The organism is Streptomyces sp. NPDC044061 (assembly GCF_056434305.1).
Genome location: NZ_JBWKFL010000003.1, coordinates 258725 through 279519, shown reverse-complemented (window position 1 = coordinate 279519; position 20795 = coordinate 258725). Strand labels below are relative to the sequence as shown.

Annotated in this window: 16 protein-coding genes; 9 read left to right on the top strand and 7 right to left on the bottom strand. The window is 68.8% G+C overall.

What is annotated here, in order from left to right; translation table 11 throughout:
• Positions 1 to 25: 25 nt before the first annotated feature.
• Complete coding sequence (locus AC07CM_RS06095; protein ID WP_478875131.1) at positions 26 to 1363, top strand: MATE family efflux transporter; 1338 nt, start codon at positions 26 to 28, stop codon at positions 1361 to 1363.
• A gap of 137 nt (positions 1364 to 1500) precedes the next feature.
• Here AC07CM_RS06095 and rplI read toward each other — a convergent pair whose 3' ends face one another.
• The 4 genes from rplI to rpsF form a co-directional block, all read right to left on the bottom strand.
• Positions 1501 to 1947 (bottom strand): 50S ribosomal protein L9, encoded by a 447-nt coding sequence (rplI, locus tag AC07CM_RS06090; RefSeq protein WP_351221258.1) that lies wholly within the window; start codon positions 1945 to 1947, stop codon positions 1501 to 1503.
• 18 nt (positions 1948 to 1965) lie between these two features.
• Entirely contained in the window at positions 1966 to 2202 is a 237-nt protein-coding gene (gene rpsR / locus AC07CM_RS06085) for a 30S ribosomal protein S18 (RefSeq protein ID WP_003949403.1), read from the bottom strand.
• Between the two features lie 57 nt (positions 2203 to 2259).
• The gene (locus AC07CM_RS06080; protein WP_478875130.1) at positions 2260 to 2847 is read right to left on the bottom strand and encodes a single-stranded DNA-binding protein; all 588 of its coding nucleotides are present in this window, start codon (positions 2845 to 2847) and stop codon (positions 2260 to 2262) included.
• 78 nt (positions 2848 to 2925) lie between these two features.
• Positions 2926 to 3216, bottom strand: a complete 291-nt coding sequence (gene rpsF / locus AC07CM_RS06075) for a 30S ribosomal protein S6 (RefSeq protein ID WP_003956532.1) — start codon at positions 3214 to 3216, stop codon at positions 2926 to 2928.
• A gap of 265 nt (positions 3217 to 3481) precedes the next feature.
• On the opposite strand from rpsF, the gene AC07CM_RS06070 reads away from it, so the two are divergent.
• From AC07CM_RS06070 to AC07CM_RS06060, 3 genes are all read left to right on the top strand, one after another.
• A complete protein-coding gene (locus AC07CM_RS06070) occupies positions 3482 to 3799 on the top strand; it encodes a hypothetical protein (protein WP_478875129.1) in 318 nt (105 codons plus the stop codon).
• A 177-nt stretch (positions 3800 to 3976) separates the two neighbouring features.
• Entirely contained in the window at positions 3977 to 5098 is a 1122-nt protein-coding gene (gene femX / locus AC07CM_RS06065; protein WP_478875128.1) for a peptidoglycan bridge formation glycyltransferase FemX, read from the top strand.
• A gap of 81 nt (positions 5099 to 5179) precedes the next feature.
• Positions 5180 to 6211: an alanine racemase gene (locus AC07CM_RS06060; RefSeq protein ID WP_478875127.1), complete on the top strand. Its 1032-nt coding sequence runs from the start codon at positions 5180 to 5182 to the stop codon at positions 6209 to 6211.
• An 89-nt stretch (positions 6212 to 6300) separates the two neighbouring features.
• Here the strand turns inward: AC07CM_RS06060 and AC07CM_RS06055 are convergent, their stop codons facing one another.
• Positions 6301 to 7833: a glycosyltransferase family 87 protein gene (locus AC07CM_RS06055; protein WP_478875126.1), complete on the bottom strand. Its 1533-nt coding sequence runs from the start codon at positions 7831 to 7833 to the stop codon at positions 6301 to 6303.
• A gap of 128 nt (positions 7834 to 7961) precedes the next feature.
• Positions 7962 to 10625: a transglycosylase domain-containing protein gene (locus AC07CM_RS06050; RefSeq protein WP_478875125.1), complete on the bottom strand. Its 2664-nt coding sequence runs from the start codon at positions 10623 to 10625 to the stop codon at positions 7962 to 7964.
• Between the two features lie 363 nt (positions 10626 to 10988).
• Between AC07CM_RS06050 and AC07CM_RS06045 the strand changes: the two genes are divergently transcribed.
• The 3 genes from AC07CM_RS06045 (at position 10989) to AC07CM_RS06035 (ending at position 14203) form a co-directional block, all read left to right on the top strand.
• The gene (locus tag AC07CM_RS06045) at positions 10989 to 11672 is read left to right on the top strand and encodes a PadR family transcriptional regulator (protein ID WP_478875124.1); all 684 of its coding nucleotides are present in this window, start codon (positions 10989 to 10991) and stop codon (positions 11670 to 11672) included.
• A 43-nt stretch (positions 11673 to 11715) separates the two neighbouring features.
• Positions 11716 to 12798: an inositol-3-phosphate synthase gene (locus AC07CM_RS06040; protein ID WP_100827178.1), complete on the top strand. Its 1083-nt coding sequence runs from the start codon at positions 11716 to 11718 to the stop codon at positions 12796 to 12798.
• Between the two features lie 94 nt (positions 12799 to 12892).
• The gene (locus tag AC07CM_RS06035; protein ID WP_478875123.1) at positions 12893 to 14203 is read left to right on the top strand and encodes an MFS transporter; all 1311 of its coding nucleotides are present in this window, start codon (positions 12893 to 12895) and stop codon (positions 14201 to 14203) included.
• A 45-nt stretch (positions 14204 to 14248) separates the two neighbouring features.
• On the opposite strand, the gene AC07CM_RS06030 is transcribed toward AC07CM_RS06035, so the two are convergent.
• On the bottom strand, positions 14249 to 15691 hold the full coding sequence (locus tag AC07CM_RS06030) for a CCA tRNA nucleotidyltransferase (protein ID WP_478875122.1): 1443 nt from the start codon (positions 15689 to 15691) through the stop codon (positions 14249 to 14251).
• A gap of 257 nt (positions 15692 to 15948) precedes the next feature.
• On the opposite strand from AC07CM_RS06030, the gene AC07CM_RS06025 reads away from it, so the two are divergent.
• Positions 15949 to 18315 (top strand): DUF6049 family protein, encoded by a 2367-nt coding sequence (locus tag AC07CM_RS06025; protein ID WP_478875121.1) that lies wholly within the window; start codon positions 15949 to 15951, stop codon positions 18313 to 18315.
• A 46-nt stretch (positions 18316 to 18361) separates the two neighbouring features.
• Positions 18362 to 20722 carry a murein biosynthesis integral membrane protein MurJ gene (gene murJ / locus AC07CM_RS06020; protein WP_478875120.1) on the top strand — a complete coding sequence of 787 codons (2361 nt, stop codon included), beginning with the start codon at positions 18362 to 18364 and terminating at the stop codon, positions 20720 to 20722.
• Positions 20723 to 20795 lie beyond the last annotated feature (73 nt).

The following is a 20795-nucleotide window of genomic DNA, read 5'->3' as shown; positions in this document are numbered from 1 at the left end:
CCTGTGGACGATTAGATTAGTGGTCATGACACAGGCTCCCGCGATCCCCCGGGCCACCCGGCGCAGGCACGACCGAGAGATCATCGCGCTGGCCGTCCCCGCCTTCGGCGCACTCGTCGCCGAGCCTCTGTTCGTCATGGCCGACAGCGCCGTCGTCGGCCATCTCGGGACCGCCCAGCTCGCCGGGCTCGGCATCGCCTCGGCCCTCCTCACCACCGCCGTGAGCGTCTTCGTCTTCCTCGCCTACGCCACCACCGCCGCCGTGGCCCGGCGCGTCGGCGCCGGCGATCTCCCGGCGGCCATCCGCCAGGGCATGGACGGCATCTGGCTCGCCCTGTTGCTCGGTGCGGCGGTCATCGCCCTCGTCCTTCCCCTCGCCCCGGGGATCGTGGACCTCTTCGGCGCATCCGCCACCGCGGCTCCTCACGCCACCATGTACCTGCGCATCTCCTCACTCGGCATCCCGGCCATGCTCGTCGTCCTCGCCGCCACCGGTGTGCTGCGCGGCCTGCAGGACACCAGGACGCCGCTGTACGTCGCCGTCGCGGGCTTCGTCGCCAACGCCGCACTCAATGCGGGCCTCGTCTACGGGGCCGGTCTCGGCATCGCCGGCTCCGCCTGGGGCACCGTCATCGCACAGTGCGGCATGGCGGCCGTCTATCTGACCGTGGTCGTCCGTGGGGCCCGACGGCACGGGGCCTCCCTGCGCCCGGACGCCGCCGGCATCCGGGCCTCGGCTCAGGCCGGTGTCCCTCTGCTCGTCCGTACGCTGTCGCTACGGGCGATCCTCATGATCGCCACTGCCGTCGCGGCACGCCTCGGTGACGCCGACATCGCCGCCCACCAGATCATCCTGTCCCTGTGGAGCCTGCTGGCCTTCGCCCTCGACGCCATCGCGATCGCCGGGCAGGCCATCATCGGCCGCTACCTCGGTGCGGGCGACGTCCAGGGCGCCCGCGAGGCCTGCCGCCGCATGGTCCAGTGGGGCATCGCCACCGGTGTCGTGCTCGGCCTGCTCGTGGTGGCCGCCAGACCGCTCTTCCTCCCCCTGTTCACCAGCGACGCCGTGGTCACCGATACGGCACTGCCCGCGCTGCTGATGGTCGCTCTCTCCCAGCCCGTCTGCGGGATGGTCTTCGTCCTGGACGGCGTCCTGATGGGTGCCGGAGACGGGCCGTATCTGGCCTGGGCGATGGTGCTCACCTTGGCGGTGTTCTCCCCGGTGGCCCTGCTCATTCCCACGCTGGGCGGAGGCCTCACCGCTGTCTGGGCGGCCATGACCCTGATGATGGCGGTCCGCATGCTCACCCTGTGGCTCCGGGCCCGTTCGGGGACATGGATGGTGACGGGCGCGACGCGCTGAGCAGATCGCCCGGCCCGCGCCGTCCCGGTTTCACGTGAAACATGCGAGCCCGCCCGGCGAACCGCGACGTCGAACGCGAAGAGGGGCCACCCCGTCGGGGGCGGCCCCTCTCTCGGCTACTCAAGCCGAGCGCAGCGTTACGCCGCGACGACCTCGATGTTGACCTTGGCGGCAACCTCGGGGTGCAGACGCACGGACGTCTCGTGGGCGCCCAGGGTCTTGATCGGCGCACCGAGCTCGATGCGGCGCTTGTCGACCTCGGGGCCACCGGAAGCCTTGATCGCGGAAGCGATGTCGGCCGGGGTGACGGAGCCGAAGAGACGGCCGGAGTCGCCGGAGCGGACGGCCAGGCGGACCTTCACGCCCTCGAGCTGGGCCTTGATCTGGTTGGCCTGCTCGATGGTCTGGATCTCGTGGATCTTGCGGGCGCGGCGGATCTGCTCGACGTCCTTCTCGCCACCCTTGGTCCAGCGGATAGCGAACTTCCGCGGGATGAGGTAGTTGCGAGCGTAGCCGTCCTTGACGTCGACGACGTCGCCGGCGGCGCCGAGGCCGGAGACCTCGTGGGTGAGGATGATCTTCATTGGTCGGTCACCCTTCCCTTAGCGCGCGGTGGACGTGTAGGGCAGCAGCGCCATCTCACGGCTGTTCTTGACGGCCGTGGCGACGTCACGCTGGTGCTGCGTGCAGTTGCCGGTCACGCGGCGGGCACGGATCTTGCCGCGGTCGGAAATGAACTTCCGCAGCATGTTCGTGTCCTTGTAGTCCACGTACGTGACCTTGTCCTTGCAGAAAGCGCAGACCTTCTTCTTCGGCTTGCGCACAGGCGGCTTCGCCATGGTGTTTCTCCTGTGTGATCAAGAAGTTTGGGTACGACCCGCCCTCGGTCCGAAGACCTAGAAGGGGGGCTCGTCCGAGTAGCCGCCACCGCCACCGCCACCGCCGCCGGAGCCTCCGCCCCAGCCGCCGCCACCCTGGTTGCCACCGGCGGGAGCGCCGGTCGCCCACGGGTCGTCGGCAGGAGCGCCGCCCTGCTGGCCGCCACCGGGGCCTCCGCCCCAGCCGCCGCCCTGCTGGCCGCCACCGCCGCCGTAACCGCCCTGGCCACCGCGAGCGCCACCGGCGGTCTTGGTGACCTTGGCCGTGGCGTTGCGCAGGCTGGCGCCGACTTCCTCGACGTCCAGCTCGTAGACCGTGCGCTTGACGCCCTCACGGTCCTCGTAGGACCGCTGCTTCAGCCGGCCCTGCACGATGACGCGCATGCCTCGCTGGAGCGACTCGGCGACGTTCTCCGCCGCCTGACGCCAGACCGAGCAGGTCAGGAAGAGGCTCTCGCCGTCCTTCCACTCGTTCGTCTGGCGGTCGAAGGTGCGGGGAGTGGACGCGACGCGGAACTTCGCGACCGCCGCACCGGACGGGGTGAAGCGCAGCTCGGGGTCATCGACAAGGTTGCCGACGACCGTGATGACGGTCTCGCCTGCCATGGGGGAACCTCTCGGCGGGTTTGCTCTGGCTGCTTGGTTGCTGCTACTCGAATCCCGAGATCAGCTGAGCGGGAAGGCTCAGTGGGTCTCGGGGCGGAGGACCTTGGTCCGGAGGACCGACTCGTTCAGGTTCATCTGGCGGTCGAGCTCCTTCACGACCGCAGGCTCGGCCTGCAGGTCGATGACCGAGTAGATGCCCTCGGGCTTCTTCTTGATCTCGTACGCGAGACGACGACGGCCCCAGGTGTCGACCTTCTCCACCTTGCCGTTGCCCTCACGGACGACGGAGAGGAAGTTCTCGATCAGGGGGGCGACAGCGCGCTCCTCCAGATCGGGGTCGAGGATGACCATCACCTCGTAGTGACGCATGTGGAACCCACCTCCTTTGGACTCAGCGGCCACGGTCGTTCCGTGGCAGGAGGGTTGTGATGCGTACGCAACGGTATCGGCCACCACTGACAATCGGGGGCTTCCGCCGGGGATACCCCGCAGCGGCCTGGGCAGACACCGGTGCAGACGGTACAGACTACCCGCACTCCCGCTTCCGGTTGAAATCCGGCGGTGGGGGCCGTCAGTCTGTACACATCGGGTGTTGATGGCGCTACAGTGCGCCGCGATCCGCAGGAGGTGCCTCATGGCACAGCAGGCTTTGCGACCCACCGTTGCCGGATCCCTCTTCGCCACCGACGGCAAGCCCCATCCGCTCCAGGACACCCTGATGGCCGTGACGCTGGTCCTGGGTGTGCTGGCCTTCATCACGGGCTTCTTCCCCGGCCTGCATCTGGTCAGCTCCTGGGCCGGGCTGGTCGGGCTCGTCATCGGCGCCTACGGCCAGTGGATCTCGGTGACCACGCGCGAGCGCTTCGGTCTCATCCTGGGCCTCGGTGCCTCCGGCGTCGGTTTCATGCTCGGCATGGCGAACGGCGGGCTGTTCGGCGGGCTCATCGGCTGACCTCCCACCGCCGGACCGACAACTTCCCCCCACACCACACGGACGCCCCGACGGCCCACAGCCGGGGCGAAGGTGCCGTACGCCCAGTCGGGGCGCGCGCGGGGAGCAGTAGGCTTCGGCGCGAGAGCCGGAGCCCCTGTACCCATGGGGACACACCAGCCCGAGGAGCGCCCCGACATGAGCCTGACCCTGAGGACCATCAGCCGCGAGCAGCATCTGGCCTACATCCAGAGCCTGCCGTCGGCGAGCCACATGCAGGTCCCGGCCTGGGCCGATGTGAAGGCGGAGTGGCGCTCGGAGAGCCTCGGCTGGTTCGACGAGCGCACCGGCGAGATGGTCGGCGCCGGCCTGGTCCTCTACCGCCAGCTGCCCAAGATCAAGCGCTACCTCGCCTACCTCCCCGAGGGGCCGGTCATCAACTGGTTCGCGCCGAACCTGGACGACTGGATCCAGCCGATGCTCGCGCACCTCAAGCAGCAGGGTGCCTTCTCCGTGAAGATGGGCCCGCCGGTGATCATCCGCCGCTGGAACGCGGAGACGATCAAGAAGGGCATCCAGAGCCCGGACGTGAAGCGCCTGCGCGACATGGAGGCCGACTTCATCGAGCCGCGCGCCTTCGAAGTGGCCGACAAGCTGCGCCGGATGGGCTGGCAGCAGGGCGAGGACGGCGGCGCCGGATTCGGCGACGTGCAGCCCCGCTATGTCTTCCAGGTGCCGCTGGCCAACCGCTCCCTGGAAGAGGTCCACAAGAACTTCAACCAGCTGTGGCGACGCAACATCAAGAAGGCCGAGAAGGCCGGCGTCGAGGTCGTCCAGGGCGGCTATCAGGACCTGGCCGAGTGGCAGCGGCTGTATGAGATCACGGCTGTGCGCGACCACTTCCGGCCCCGCCCGCTTTCGTACTTCCAGCGCATGTGGACGGCTCTCAACACCGAGGACCCCAACCGCATGCGGCTGTACTTCGCCCGCCACAACGGCGTGAACCTGTCGGCCGCGACCATGCTGATCGTCGGTGGGCACGTCTGGTACTCCTACGGCGCCTCCGACAACATCGGCCGTGAGGTCCGGCCCTCCAACGCGATGCAGTGGCGGATGCTGCGCGACGCCTACGCCCTCGGCGCCACCGCCTACGACCTGCGCGGCATCTCCGACTCGCTGGACGAGACGGATCACCTGTTCGGCCTGATCCAGTTCAAGGTCGGCACCGGTGGGCAGGCCGCCGAGTACCTCGGCGAATGGGATTTCCCGCTGAACAAGCTGCTCCACAAGGCGCTCGACATCTACATGTCTCGCCGCTGAGCCGCGGGCGTTTGATTCCATAGCTCTCACAGCTTTCACACTTCTGATCCACCAGCCACGAGAAAGGTTCCGGGTCCGGCCATGGCGCTCACGCTCTACGTCGACACCGCGCGCTGGCGGGCGCACCATAAGCACGTGCAGGAGCAGTTCCCGGGCCTGGTCCCGGTCTGCAAGGGCAACGGCTACGGCTTCGGACACGAACGGCTGGCGGAGGAGGCCACGCGGCTGGGCTCCGACATCCTCGCCGTCGGCACCACGTACGAGGCCGCGCGCATCAAGGACTTCTTCGGCGGTGACCTGCTGGTGCTGACGCCTTACCGGCGCGGCGAGGAACCCGTCCCGCTGCCGGACCGGGTGGTCCGCTCGGTGTCGTCGGTCGACGGCGTGTACGGCCTCGTGGGCGCTCGTGTCGTCATCGAGGTGATGTCCTCGATGAAGCGGCACGGCATCAGCGAGCAGGACCTGCCCCAGCTGCACGCCGCCATAGAGAACGTCCGGCTGGAGGGCTTCGCCATCCACCTGCCGCTGGACCGCACCGACGGCTCGGACGCCGTCGAGGAGGTCATCGGCTGGATGGACCGGCTGCGCGCGGCCCGGCTGCCGCTGCACACCATGTTCGTCAGCCACCTCAAGGCCGAGGAACTCGCCCGGCTGCAGCAGCAGTTCCCGCAGACGCGGTTCCGCGCCCGCATCGGCACCCGGCTGTGGCTGGGGGACCACGAGGCCACCGAGTACCACGGCGCCGTCCTGGACGTCACGCGCGTGGCCAAGGGCGACCGCTTCGGCTACCGGCAGCAGAAGGCGGCCTCGGACGGCTTCCTGGTGGTCGTGGCGGGCGGTACGTCGCACGGGGTGGGCCTGGAGGCCCCGAAGGCCCTGCACGGCGTCATGCCGCGCGCCAAGGGCGTCGCACGGGCCGGTCTCGCCACGGTGAACCGGAACCTTTCTCCGTTCGTCTGGGGCGGCAAGCAGCGCTGGTTCGCCGAGCCGCCACACATGCAGGTGTCGATCCTCTTCGTTCCCTCGGACGCCCCGGAGCCGAAGGTCGGTGACGAGCTGGTGGCCCATCTGCGCCACACCACCACGCAGTTCGACAGGCTCGTCGACCGCTAGTCCGACCTGCCGCAGCGAGAAGGCCGTACACGAATCGCTCGTGTACGGCCTTCCTCATGCTCAGCGGAACCCACCGAGGGGCTGTTCGCTCAGAGCGAACGGTCTCCGGGCTGCGGCAGTTCAGGCCTTCCCCAGTCCACCTGGGCCACGTCGAACTGAGCCGCGTGGCGAGGGGGCTGGGCCGCCGCACCGAGTACGAAGACGTCCTCGGCACCGTCGAGCACCCCGCCCGAGGGGTCGTCGTCCCCGGCCCGGCGCACCACGTCCCGCTCGGGCATCAGGATGTCCCTTACGACGACAGCGCACAGGTACAGCGTGCCCAGCAGGTGGATGGCGATCGTCCAGTGGTAGCCCTGCGTCGGCAGGCCCTTGTGGGCGTCTCCACTGGTCGTGTAGGCGAGGTACATCCAGATGCCCAGGAAGTACGCCACCTCGCACGCCTGCCAGATCAGGAAGTCCCGCCACTTGGGCCGGGCGAGGACCGCGAGCGGCACGAGCCACAGGACGTACTGCGGTGAGTAGACCTTGTTGGTGACGATGAAGGCCGCCACCATCAGGAAGGCGAGCTGGGCGAATCGCGGCCGGCGGGGAGCGGTGAACGTCAGCGCCGCGATCCCGAGGAAGCACAGCACCACCAGCGCGGTGGCGACGGTGTTGACGAAGTCGGTGGTGGGCGGGTTGCTGGAGTTCTGCGCCCAGATCAGCCAGAAGGAGCCGAAGTCAACACCCCGGTCATGGCTGAACGTGTAGAACTTCGACCAGCCCTGGAAGGCGAAGAGCATCACGGGCAGGTTCACGACGAGCCAGGCGATGACGGCGCCGCCCACGGCCTGGAAGAACTCCCGCCACTTGCCGGCCCGCCAGCACAGCACGAGGAGCGGGCCGAGCAGAAAGACCGGATAGAGCTTGGCGGCCGTGGCGAGCCCCAGGAGGACGCCGAAGGCCGGTGCGCGCCCGCGCGCCCACATCAGCATCGCGGCGGCCGTCAGGGCCACTGCGAGCAGATCCCAGTTGATGGTGGCGGTGAGGGCGAAGGCCGGCGCCAGAGCGACCAGCAGTCCGTCCCAGGGGCGCCGGCGATGGGTGCGGGCGACGCAGACGGCGATGACGGCCGTGCACACCATCAGCATTCCGGCGTTGACGAACCAGTACCACTGCTCCTGATGCTGGATGGTGCCGCTGCCCGGCGTGAGCCAGGCGGCCACCTCCATGAACACTCCGGTCAGCACCGGGTACTCGAGGTAGTCCATGTCGCCCGGGAGCCTGTCGAAGTACGGCACCAGCCCGTCGGCGAAGCCGCGCCCCTGGTACAGGTGCGGAATGTCCGAGTAGCAGGCGTGCGTGTACTGCGAGCTCGCGCCGAAGAACCAGGCGCTGTGGTAGCAGGGCGCCTTCTGGACGAGGCCGAGCGCGAACATGCCGATCGCCACGAGCGTGACGATGCGCACGGGGGTCCACCAGGTCGTCCCGAGCAGGGCGCGCCGCCCGATGGGGCCGCCGATCAGCTCACTCCCCGCTGCGGCAACCTCGTCCTCCCTGGTCGGCCGCACCAGTTCTGCATCGGTGGACCGCACAGGCTCGGGCTCGTGCACGCCGGCGGGCGTCATCTCTGCACTGGGCATGGCCACATCCTGCCGTACCTGGCTGGGAAAACGCCGAGGGCCGCCGCACCTCGTGGGTGCGGCGGCCCTTGTTTCACGTGAAACACCCTTGGCGGGCGATATGGCCACCCAAAGGTCAAATCGCCTTGCTAGCCATTCTGACCTGCGAAGATGCCTCCGTTGCCGTTTCCTCTGTTGTTGCCGGTCCCGGTGGTGTCCGTGACGGTCGGCGTGGGTGTGGTCCCTCCGTCCGTGCCACCGTTTCCAGTGCCGCCGTTGCCGGTGCAGTTGTTGCCCCAGCCACCGAACTGGCAGGACTCGGTCGCGGACGGCGACGGGGACGTGGCCGTGTCGCTCGGGGTCGGGCTCGGCGAATCGCTCGGCGTCTCGCTCGGCGTGATGGTGACCGACGGGGTCGGGGAAGGCGCGCCGGCCTCGTCCTGGACCTCGCCGATCTTCACCGCCTCGGGGAAGCCGAGGTCGTTCGCGTTCTTCAGCGCGGCCTTCATGTACTCGGTCCACACCGATGTCGGGATGTCACCACCGTGGATGGAGTCCACTCCGGCGGTGCCGTTCATGGACAGCAGCTTGTGGTCCTTGGGGTTCTCGCGGAACATCGCCACCGATGTCGACAGCTGCTGGGTGTAGCCGACGAACCAGGCCGACTTGTTCTTGTCGGTGGTACCGGTCTTGCCCGCCGCCGTGCGGCCCAGAGCCTTGGCGTTCTGACCCGTACCGTTCTGGATCACGTTCTGCAGGACGTCGGTGACGTTGTTGGCGATGTTCGCCTCCATCGCCTGCTTGACCTTGGGCTTGGTGAAGCCGCGCTGGTCCTGACCGTCCTTCTTGACGGCGGTCACCGAGTAGGGGTCCGCCTGCTTGCCGGAGGCCGCGAAGGTCGCGTAGGCGTCGGCCATGCGGATCGCGCTCGGCGTGGAGGTACCGATGGCGAACGACGGGTTGAGGTCCTGCGACATGCTCTGGTCGAGGATGCCCGCCGACCGGGCCACGTCACGGACCTTCGACATGCCCACATCGACACCCAGCTGCACGAAGGGCGTGTTGATGGACTGCTCCATCGCCTTGCGCAGAGTGATGTAACCCCACTTCTTAGGGCCCTCGTTGTTCTGGAAGAAGTACGAGTTGTCCTTGTTGAGGTAGTACGTCCCGTCTGGCTTCCTCACCTTGAGGTGGTCGTTGCCGTTGTACTTGCTCAGCGGCGAGACCGGCGTGCCGGGGGACTGGTACGTGCCGTTCTCCATGGCCGCTGCCAGCACGAACGGCTTCCACGTCGAACCGACGGGGACACCGGAGGTGTCGGCGTTGTTGGTGAAGTGGCCGTTCTCGTAGCCGTCACCGCCGTAGAGAGCGACGATCGCGCCGTCCTTGGGAACCACCGACGCGGCGCCGAACTGGACGTACTTGTCCAGGTTGCGGTGCTTCGGGTCGAGGCGCTGCTTCTGGATCTTCTTAACCGCCGCGCTCAGGGCGTTGACCTTGTCCTTCTTGAAGGTCGTGTAGATCTGGAAGCCGCCCTGGTCGAACTGCGCCTCCGTGATGTCGGAGTGGTTCAGGACATACTTCTTCGCCGTGTCCGCCAGGTAGCTGATCTGGCCGGTCATGCCCTTGGTCGCCTTGCGCCCCTGGGGCTCGGGGTACTTCTTGATGGCTACCTGGTACTGGGCGTCGGTGAGGTGCTTGTCCTTGTGCATCTCGCTGAGGATCCAGGACCAGCGCTCCTCGGAACGCTTGCGGTTCGCCTCGGGGGTGGCCGTCTTGTCGAGGTCGGCGTTGCCTGCCGGGTCGTAGTACGTCGGGCCCTTCAGCAGCGCCGCGAGGAAGGCGCACTGGCTCGGCTGCAGGTCGACCGCGTCAACGCCGAAGTAGGTCTGCGCGGCAGCCTGGATGCCGTAGGCGCCACGGCCGTAGTACGAGGTGTTGAGATACCCCTGGAGGATCTGCGGCTTCTTGAGCTTCGTGCCCACCTTGATGGAGATGAACATCTCCTTGAACTTACGGGTGACCGTCTGGTCCTGGCTGAGGTAGGTGTTCTTGACGAACTGCTGGGTGATGGTCGAACCACCCTGCGTCTGACCGCCTCGTGCCATGTTGGCCAGAGCTCGTGCGATACCCATGGGGTCCACACCCGAGTCCTGGTAGAAGCTCTTGTTCTCCGCCGAGATCACCGCGTACTGCATGGCCTCGGGGATCTTGTCGATCGTGACGTTCTGGCGGTTCACACCGGTGCCGGTGGCCACCATCTGGCTGTGGTCCGCCCAGTAGTACACGTTGTTCTGCGACTTGGCGGCGATGTTCTCGCTGGGGATCTGCACCATCGCGAAGCCGATGCCGACCATGGCGACAAGGCTGCCGACGAAGCCGACGAACAGACCCGAGACGAGCTTCCAGGACGGCACCCAGCGGTGCCAGCCGTACTTGCCCGCCCGCGGGTAGTCGATGAACCGCTTCTTGTCGGGCACTGCCGCGGCACGGCCTCTGCCGCGCCCGGGGCCCGTCGGTCCGCCCGGGCCGCCGCGCCGGCCACCCGGACCCACATTGTCGGCGGCCCTGCGACGGCCGCCGCCTCTCTGCGCCGCCCGGCGTGCCTCGGCACGGCTGCCGTAGGGGCGCTCCTCACCTCCCGAGCCGTAGGAGTCCGACCCATAGGAGTTGGACCCATAGGAGTCGGCGGAAGACCCGGTGGCGCCTCGCGGTGCCGCACGGCGGCCGGAGGACGGGCCGGACTGGCCGCGTCGGGCCGCGGCACGTCCGCCTCCCTGCGGCTGCTGCGGTTTGCGACGGTGCTCGCTCATCGAACGATTACTCCTCGGGCAGGCGCACCCGTGCGCGCCTGGAAACGGCGGCTGGTTTCCGGTCCCCCCGAAGTACGGATGTGGTCGGTTCCGCATTCACCCGTACTGCACCGGGGACAAGGACGCCCCCCAGGCGTCACTTGGTTCCCGGTGGTGTGCATGCCGCACAGACTACGCACCGTCAAAACCCACCGAGCCCCGAAGTTCACCCCAAAACAGGCAACTCGCCTCCTACGAATCGGTGATGTGATCCCGTTCACCATCCCCCCTCTTGTCGCGTGCGGAAGGCCGTTCTATCGTCGTGATGTATCGAGTCGATACATCAGGGCGAGATAAAGACGCGGCGGTCCGAAGGAGGCGATCATGAGTCGGCGTTCCGGCATCCTTGAGTTCGCCGTACTCGGGCTGTTGCGCGAGTCCCCGATGCACGGCTATGAGCTGCGCAAACGACTCAACACGTCTCTGGGTGTCTTCCGCGCGTTCAGCTACGGAACCCTGTACCCCTGCCTCAAGACGCTGGTCGCCAACGGCTGGTTGATCGAGGAACCGGGCAGCACCCATGAGGATGCCCTCGCCGCGCCCCTCGCCGGCCGCCGCGCGAAGATCGTGTACCGGTTGACGGCGGAAGGTAAGGAGCACTTCGAGGAGCTGCTCTCGCAGACCGGCCCCGACGCGTACGAGGACGAGCACTTCGCCGCACGGTTCGCCTTCTTCGGGCAGACCTCGCGCGACGTGCGCATGCGCGTGCTGGAGGGGCGGCGCAGCCGCCTGGAGGAGCGCCTGGAGAAGATGCGCGCCTCCCTGGCACGCACGCGGGAGCGCCTCGACGACTACACGCTTGAGCTCCAGCGCCACGGGATGGAGTCCGTGGAGCGCGAAGTGCGCTGGCTGAACGAGCTCATCGAGAGCGAGCGGGCCGGGCGGGATCTCAAGGGTTCCGCGTCCGGGGGGTCCGCTCAGCAGGACACCACCACTGGATCGACGGGCGGCCTGCCCCGTCGCGGGGACTCCCCCCGCGCGGATACGCCCGACGACACCGCCACGTGAGACCCACTCAGGGCCTCACTCGTACACACAGGGAGCAACCGGAATGGGTTCGGTTCGCGTAGCCATCGTCGGCGTGGGCAACTGCGCCGCGTCGCTGGTGCAGGGAGTCGAGTACTACAAGGACGCCGACCCGGCGTCGAAGGTCCCCGGCCTGATGCACGTGCAGTTCGGTGACTACCACGTCCGTGACGTGGAGTTCGTCGCCGCGTTCGACGTGGACGCCAAGAAGGTCGGCCTCGACCTCGCGGACGCGATCGGCGCCTCCGAGAACAACACCATCAAGATCTGCGACGTGCCCTCCACCGGTGTCACCGTCCAGCGCGGCCACACCCTCGACGGTCTCGGCAAGTACTACCGCGCCACCATCGAGGAGTCGGACGCCGAGCCGGTCGACGTCGTCCAGATCCTGAAGGACAAGCAGGTCGACGTTCTCGTCTGCTACCTGCCCGTCGGCTCCGAGGACGCGGCGAAGTTCTACGCCCAGTGCGCCATCGACGCCAAGGTCGGCTTCGTCAACGCCCTCCCGGTCTTCATCGCCGGCACCAAGGAGTGGGCGGACAAGTTCACCGAGGCCGGCGTGCCGATCGTCGGTGACGACATCAAGTCCCAGGTCGGCGCCACCATCACGCACCGCGTCATGGCGAAGCTGTTCGAGGACCGCGGTGTCATCCTGGACCGCACGATGCAGCTGAACGTCGGCGGCAACATGGACTTCAAGAACATGCTCGAGCGCGAGCGCCTGGAGTCCAAGAAGATCTCCAAGACGCAGGCCGTCACCTCCCAGATCCCCGACCGGGACCTCGGCGAGAAGAACGTCCATATCGGCCCGTCCGACTACGTCGCCTGGCTCGACGACCGCAAGTGGGCCTACGTCCGCCTCGAGGGTCGCGCCTTCGGCGACGTCCCGCTGAACCTGGAGTACAAGCTCGAGGTCTGGGACTCCCCGAACTCGGCGGGTGTCATCATCGACGCCCTGCGTGCCGCCAAGATTGCCAAGGACCGCGGCATCGGCGGCCCGATCCTCTCCGCGTCGTCGTACTTCATGAAGTCCCCGCCGGTCCAGTACTTCGACGACGAGGCCCGCGAGAACGTCGAGAAGTTCATCCGCGGCGAGGTCGAGCGCTGAGTTCGTCGCTCGCCTGAGAGCGCTCCTGCCAGGGCTGAGAGGGTCCCCGGGTTTCTTGACCCGGGGACCCTCTGCATGTGTGAGGCTGTGCCCCATGCCCGTCGTCCGTGACCTGCGCGTCCTGCTGCGCCTGCGGGACTTCCGACGCCTGCTGGCCGTACGCCTCCTCTCCCAGGGAGCCGACGGCGTCTACCAGGTCGCGCTCGCCGCGTACGTCGTCTTCTCCCCGGAGAAACAGACCTCGGCCGCGGCGATCGCCTCCGCGATGGCGGTCCTGCTGCTTCCCTACTCGCTGGTCGGCCCCTTCGCAGGCGTCCTGCTGGACCGCTGGCGGCGGCGGCAGGTGTTCGTCTACGGCAACCTGCTGAGGGCGCTGCTGGCGACGGCCACCGCCGTACTGATGGTCAACGGCGTGCCGGACTGGCTGTTCTTCGTCTCCGCGCTGTGCGTCACGGCCGTCAACCGCTTCGTCCTCGCCGGACTGTCCGCCGCCCTGCCGCGCGTGGTCGACACCGAGCGCCTGGTACTCGCGAACTCCCTGTCCCCGACGGCCGGGACGCTCGCCGCGACCGCCGGCGGCGGCCTCGCCTTCGTCGTGCGGCTTGTGGCGTCGGGCTCCGATGCCGCCGTGGTACTTCTCGGCTCCTTCCTCTACCTGTGTGCCGCACTGACCTCGCTGAGCATGGCTCCCGCCCTGCTCGGCCCCGACCACAAGCCGGCCGAGCCCCACCTGCGGACCGCACTCGCCGACACCGCGCGCGCTCTGCTCGCGGCCGTCCGGCATCTGGCCGAACCCCGGCGCAGGGAAGCCGCCTGGGCGCTGACCGCGATGACGCTGATGCGCTTCTGCTACGGCGCACTCCTCGTTCTGCTGCTCATGCTGTGCCGGTACGCCCTCTCCGCGACCCCGGATGAAGGACTCCGGCTGCTCGGACTCGCCCTGGCGGCGTCCGGTGCGGGTTTCTTCGCGGCCGCCGTGGTGACACCGTGGGCGGCGGGACGGATCGGCCCCGGCCGCTGGATCGCGGTCTGCTCCGGCGCGGCCGCGATCCTGGAACCCGCACTCGGGCTCCCGTTCGCCACCGGCCCCCTGCTGGTCGCGGCCTTCGTCCTGGGACTCATCACCCAAGGAGCCAAGATCTCCACGGACACGATCGTCCAGGCGTCCGTCGAGGACGGCTTCCGGGGCCGGATCTTCTCCGTGTACGACGTCCTCTTCAACGTTGCCTTCGTCAGCGCGGCCGGAGTCGCCGCCCTGATGCTCCCCCCGGACGGCCGCTCGACGGTACTGGTGATTCTCGTCGCCCTGCTCTACGGCGGCGTCGCTGTGACCATGGCCCGCTTCGAAGCGCACCGGCGCAACAAAGGGGGCGATGTTTCACGTGAAACATCGCCCCCTCGATAGGGCCCGGGGGCATGTTTCACGTGAAACATGCCCCGGGTCAAGGCCTCAGCTCTGTTCGGCCCACCACTCCTTGAGCGCCGCCACCGCCGCGTCATGCTCCATCGGGCCGTTCTCCAGGCGCAGCTCCAGCATGTGCTTGTACGCCTTGCCGATGACGGGGCCAGGGCCGATGCCCAGGATCTCCATGATCTGGTTGCCGTCGAGGTCCGGACGGATCGCGTCCAGCTGCTCCTGCTGCTGAAGCTGGGCGATGCGCTCCTCCAGGCCGTCGTAGGCTCGTGACAGCGCGGCCGCCTTCCGCTTGTTCCGCGTGGTGCAGTCGGAGCGGGTCAGCTTGTGCAGGCGGTCCAGGAGCGGGCCCGCGTCGCGGACGTAGCGGCGCACCGCCGAATCCGTCCACTCGCCGGTGCCGTAGCCGTGGAAACGCAGGTGAAGTTCGACCAGACGTGAGACGTCCTTCACCAGCTCGTTGGAGTACTTCAGCACCGTCATGCGCTTCTTGGTCATCTTCGCGCCGACCACCTCGTGGTGGTGGAACGAGACACGACCGTCCTTCTCGAAGCGCCGCGTACGCGGCTTGCCGATGTCGTGCAGCAGCGCGGCCAGGCGCAGCGTCAGGTCGGGGCCGTCCTCCTCCAGCTCCATGGCCTGTTCCAGCACGATCAGCGTGTGCTCGTACACGTCCTTGTGCCGGTGGTGCTCGTCACTCTCCAGCCGGAGGGCCGGAAGCTCGGGCAGGACGTGGTCGGCGAGTCCGGTGTCGACGAGCAGGGCAAGGCCCTTGCGCGGGTAAGTGGAGAGGATCAGCTTGTTCAGCTCGTCCCGGACCCGCTCTGCCGAGACGATCTCGAGCCGCCCGGCCATCTCTGTCATCGCGGTGACGACCTCGGGCGCGACCTCGAAGTCCAGCTGGGCGGCGAACCGGGCGGCCCGCATCATCCGCAGCGGATCGTCGGAGAACGACTCCTCGGGCGTGCTCGGAGTGCGCAGCACCCGGGCCGCGAGGTCCTCGAGGCCGCCGTGCGGGTCGATGAACTCCTTCTCCGGCAGTGCCACGGCCATCGCGTTGACCGTGAAGTCGCGGCGGACCAGATCCTCCTCGATGGAGTCGCCGTACGACACCTCGGGCTTGCGTGAGGTGCGGTCGTACGCCTCCGACCGGTAGGTGGTGATCTCGATCTGGTAGCCGCCCTTATGTACGCCCACGGTGCCGAAGGCGATCCCGACCTCCCAGACGGCGTCCGCCCAAGGTCGCACGATCTTCAGTACGTCCTCGGGGCGCGCATCGGTGGTGAAGTCCAGATCGTTGCCGAGCCGGCCGAGCAGCGCGTCGCGGACCGACCCGCCCACCAGGGCGAGCGAGAACCCTGCCTCCTGGAAGCGGCGGGCGAGGTCGTCGGCGACGGGGGCCACCCGCAGCAGCTCGCTCACGGCGCGGTGCTGCGCCTGGCTCAGGGCAGAGGGGGTGTCATCAGTGGGGTTCGGCACAACAGAAGAGAGTACGTGGCCCCGGCGACCCGCGGCGCGCCCATTCCAGGGGCTCGGCCCCCTCCCGCCAAACCCCCACAAGCGCTGCGCTTACGGCGTACGACCGCTCTTCCCGCGATACTGGATATAGAGGATCGGCCGCCACTGCCCCGCGATCTTGTGGAGCAGACCACGGCACTTCCCATCGGCGCGCATCGTTACCATGCGTGGACGCACATTCCGACGACCACTGACGACGACGAGGGACGGGCGAGCGCGTGGCCGAGGCGGCTGACTTCCAGAGGACCAGTGCCTCCCCTGCCCGCCGGTGGCTGCGGCGTACCGGAGCACTGCTCGCCGGGGCGCCCCTGCTGGCCGGGCTCCTCCAGCTGCCCACCGCGCAGCCGGCACAGGCAGCCTCCTCGGACCCGGTGTCCGTCTCGCTGGACTCGCTCAGCCCCGGCGCCCCCACGGACGGGGACACGCTCACCGTGTCCGGCACGGTGACCAACACCGGCAAGCAGACCGTCACCGGCGCCCACGTGGGCCTGCGGGTGGGCCCCCTGCTGAACACGCGCTCGGCGATCGACGCCATCGGACGGCACTCCGACAACCTCCAGAGCGGTACCGGCTCCGAGGTCGACGACAAGTACGAGGAGAAGTTCGCCAAGCTCGCTCCGGGCGTCGCCGAGCACTTCAGCATCTCCGTCCCCGTGGACAAGCTGGACCTCGGCGAGGACGGCGTCTACGAGCTCGGGGTCGCCCTGTCCGGCCAGACCTCTGCCCAGCCCTGGGAACAGGTGCTGGGCATCAAGCGGACGTTCCTGCCGTGGCAGCCCTCCGAGGCCGACACGAAGACGAAGACGACGTTCCTGTGGCCGCTGATCTCCTCGACCCACATGACGGCCAGGACGGGCGCAGGAGAGCTGCAGACGCCGGTCTTCCTCAATGACGACCTGGCCAAGGACATCTCCCCGGGCGGCCGGCTGGCCCAGATGCTGGAACTGGGCAAGGACCTCGACGTCACCTGGGTGATCGACCCGGACCTGCTGGCCTCGGTGGACGCCATGGCGGGCAACTACCGGATCCAGAACGACGACGGCACCACCACGGCAGGCACCCACCAGGCGGTCGCCAAACAGTGGCTGTCGGGCCTGCAGAAGGCCGTGGCGGGCAAGGAGGTCGTCGCGCTGCCCTTCGCCGACCCGGACCTCGCCTCCCTCGCGCACAGCGGCACCAGTGTCACCGGCTCGCTCAGCCACCTCAAGGACGCCACCGACGTCGCCGCCATCACGGTGAAGACCGTGCTCCACGTCACACCCAGCACCGACTTCGCCTGGCCCGTGGACGGCGCAGTGGACCCGTCGATCATGAAGGTCGCCACCTCCGCGGGCGCCGACCGGGTGATCGCCCGCAGCGACAGCCTCCAGGAGACCGCCGGGCTGCCCTACACCCCTTCCGCCGCCCGCCCGGTCGGCGGCGGCACGACGGCGGTGGCGGCCGATGCACGGCTGTCCACGGCCTTCGAGGACGACCTGACCAAGGCTGACCCGGGCACGCTGGCGGTGCAGCAGTTCCTGGCCCAGAGCCTCGAGCTGAACGCGCAGACGGACAAGCAGCGCAGCATCGTCGTCGCCCCGCAGCGCATGCCGTCGGCGAGCCAGGCCCAGGCGATGGCGACGGCCCTGAAGGCGCTCCAGGACGGCAACTGGTCCCAGTCGCAGAGCCTCACCGCGGCTGCCAAGGACAAGCCCGACCCGAACGCCACCACGCGCATCCCCTCCACGTCGGCCTACCCCTCCTCGCTGCGCAGGCAGGAACTGCCGCGGACGGCCTTCGAGCAGATCGCACGCACGCAGGACAAGCTGGACAACTTCAAGGTCATCCTCAGTGACCAGTCACGGGTGGTCACTCCGTTCGGGCGGGCCATAAACCGTGGGATGTCCACGTCGTGGCGGGGGCGCGGCGCGGAGGCCGAGAGCTTCCGCAACGACGTCGAGACCTGGCTCGACGACCTCACCGATCAGGTCAAGCTGATCGACAAGTCGGAGACCAAGCTCTCCGGCCGCAGCGCCACCATCCCGGTGACCGTGCAGAACAACCTCGTCCAGCCCGTGAGCCACCTGGTCCTGCGACTGACCTCGACGATGCCGACCCGTCTGAAGATCGGCGGCAAGGCCTACTACGAGCAGCCCGTGGAGGTCTCCGGCGGGCACAGCCAGTCCGTGAAGTTCACCACCTCGGCCAACGCCAACGGCCGGGTCACGGTCCTCGCCCAGCTGTACACCGAGGACGGCCAGGAGTACGGCGACCCGGTCAGCTTCGACGTGAAGGTCACCGAGGTCACGCCCACCGTCATGCTGGTCATCGGCGGTGGAGTGCTGCTCCTCGTCCTCGCCGGATTCCGGATGTACACCCAGCGCAAGCGCGCGGCCGCCCGCCAGGCCGAGGAGGAAGGCCCCGACGGCGGCGGGGAGGACACCGGTGACGAGCCCGGGAACCCCGGCACCCCCGGGGAACGTCTCCCGGAGGAGTCCGACGCCCCCACCCGGGCAGACGACCCCGAGCAGCCGAGTGACCCTGCACCGGACACCGCACCGGAAAGCGCCGACCCGTCCGGGACGGGTGAGAGAGTGGACCGTTGAGCGATGTCGTGGCCGGTGTGGCCCGGGACGATGAGGTGGGGTAACCATGAACGCGCCGTACGACGGTGACCGCGGCCAGGGCGCGGCCGGCTCTGGCTACCCCGAGCCGCCGCCCGGGCCGGGCCAGGTGCCGCCGCAGCACGCGGCGGACATGTACCTCCAGGACGCGTACGACCAGGACCCCTACCGGGCACAGGATCTGGCTGCGCAGGACCCGGTCGCCGAGGCGCTCTACGACCGTGCCGCGCACCCGCCGCCGGCCCCGGGCTCGTACGAGCCGCAGCAGCCGCTGTACGCCCCGCCGGCCCAGTCGCCGTACGCTCCCGACCCGCGCGTGTGGGCCCAGACGCCCGCACCGGAGCCGGACGGCGGCGCCACCGCGTACCTGCCGCACGGTGACGACCCCCGGACGACCCAGTACGTCGGTGTGGACGACCTGGTCTCGCACTCCGGCGAGGAGTACCACGAGCCGGACGCCTTCGCGCACCTCTTCCGAGACCAGCAGCAGAGTGGCGGCCCCGGGCCCATGGACTCTCCGGCCGTCCCCGGCCCAGCGGTGGCTCCCGGCGGCGTGCAGGGTCCCGTGGGCCCGTATCCGGCGCCCCCGCACGCCCAGAGCCCGCAGCAGGCGAACCAGTACGCCCAGGCCCCCTACCAGGCCGGTCCGCCGGCCGCGGGGAACCCGGCGCAGCACCCCGTGCCGGCGCCGGCCGCGGCTCCCGACCCCGCCGGCCCGTCCGCTCCCGCCGAGAGCGCGGCTCCCGCCGCGAAGAAGGGCGGGAAGGCTGCGGGGCTGCTGAAGTCCAGTGCCGTCATGGCGGCCGGCACGATGGTCTCCCGCCTCACCGGTTTCGTCCGCTCCGCGCTGATCGTCTCGGCGCTGGGACTCGGCTTTCTCGGTGACTCCTTCCAGGTCGCCTACCAGCTGCCGACGATGATCTACATCCTCACCGTCGGCGGCGGCCTCAACTCCGTCTTCGTGCCCCAGCTGGTGCGGGCCATGAAGGAGGACGAGGATGGCGGCGAGGCGTTCGCCAACCGGCTGCTGACCCTCGTGATGGTGGCCCTGGCCGCGCTGACGGGCCTCGCGTTGGCCGCCGCTCCGCTCCTGGTCCGGATGCTGTCGAACCCGGTCGCCACCAACCCGGCGGCCAACGACGTGGCCGTCACCTTCACCCGCTACTTCCTGCCCTCGATCTTCTTCATGGGCATCCATGTGGTGATGGGTCAGATCCTCAACGCGCGCGGGAAGTTCGGCGCGATGATGTGGACCCCGGTGCTGAACAACATCGTCATCATCGTGACGCTCGGCATGTTCATCTGGGTCTACGGCACCGCGGCCAACTCCCACATGACCGTCACCAGCATCCCGCCCCAGGGCCAGCGGCTCCTCGGTGTCGGTGTGCTGCTCGGTCTGGTGGTGCAGGCCCTCGCGATGATCCCGTACCTGCGCGAGACCGGCTTCCGGATCCGGCTGCGGTTCGACTGGAAGGGCCACGGCCTGGGCAAGGCCGCGATGCTCGCCAAGTGGACGGTTCTCTTCGTCCTCGCCAACCAGGCCGGCGCGATGATCGTGACCCAGCTGTCCACCGCAGCGGGCAAGGACTCCGACGTCGCGGGCACCGGCTTCGCCGCCTATGCCAACGCCCAGCTGATCTGGGGTCTGCCGCAGGCCATCATCACGGTGTCGCTGATGGCCGCGCTGCTGCCGCGCATCTCGCGCTCGGCCGCCGAGGGCGACGGCGGTGCCGTACGCGACGACATCTCCCAGGGCCTGCGGACGACCGCCGTGGCCATCGTCCCCATCGCCTTCGGCTTCGTCTCGCTCGGCATCCCGATGTGCACGCTGATCTTCGGCTCCTCGGGCACCAGCGAGGCGACCAACATGGGCTACATGCTGATGGCCTTCGCTCTCGGCCTGATCCCGTACTCCGTGCAGTACGTGGTCCTGCGTGCCTTCTACGCGTACGAGGACACCCGCACCCCCTTCTACAACACCGTCATCGTCGCCGCGGTCAACGCGGGCGCCTCGGCGCTCTGCTACTTCCTGCTGCCGTCCCGCTGGGCGGTCGCCGGCATGGCGGCCGCGTACGGGCTCGCCTACGCGATCGGTGTGGGCGTCGCCTGGCGGCGGCTGCGCAAGCGGCTCGGCGGTGACCTGGACGGCGCACGGGTGCTGCGGACCTACGCGCGGCTCGGCATCGCCTCGCTGCCGGCGGCCCTCCTCAGCGGAGCGGCCTGCTACGGCATCGGCAACACCCTCGGCCAGGGCGTCGTCGGCTCCTTCGCCGCGCTGCTCGTCGGCGGAGCGGTCCTGCTCGGCGTCTTCTTCGTGGCCGCACGCAGGATGCGGATCGAGGAACTCAACTCGCTCGTGGGTATGGTGCGCGGGCGTCTGGGTCGCTGAGGCGGGGGTAGGCGCACAACCATCGTCCGCGGCTGTGTGTCGTGCATAGCGGCAGACTGTGGGCACAATTGGT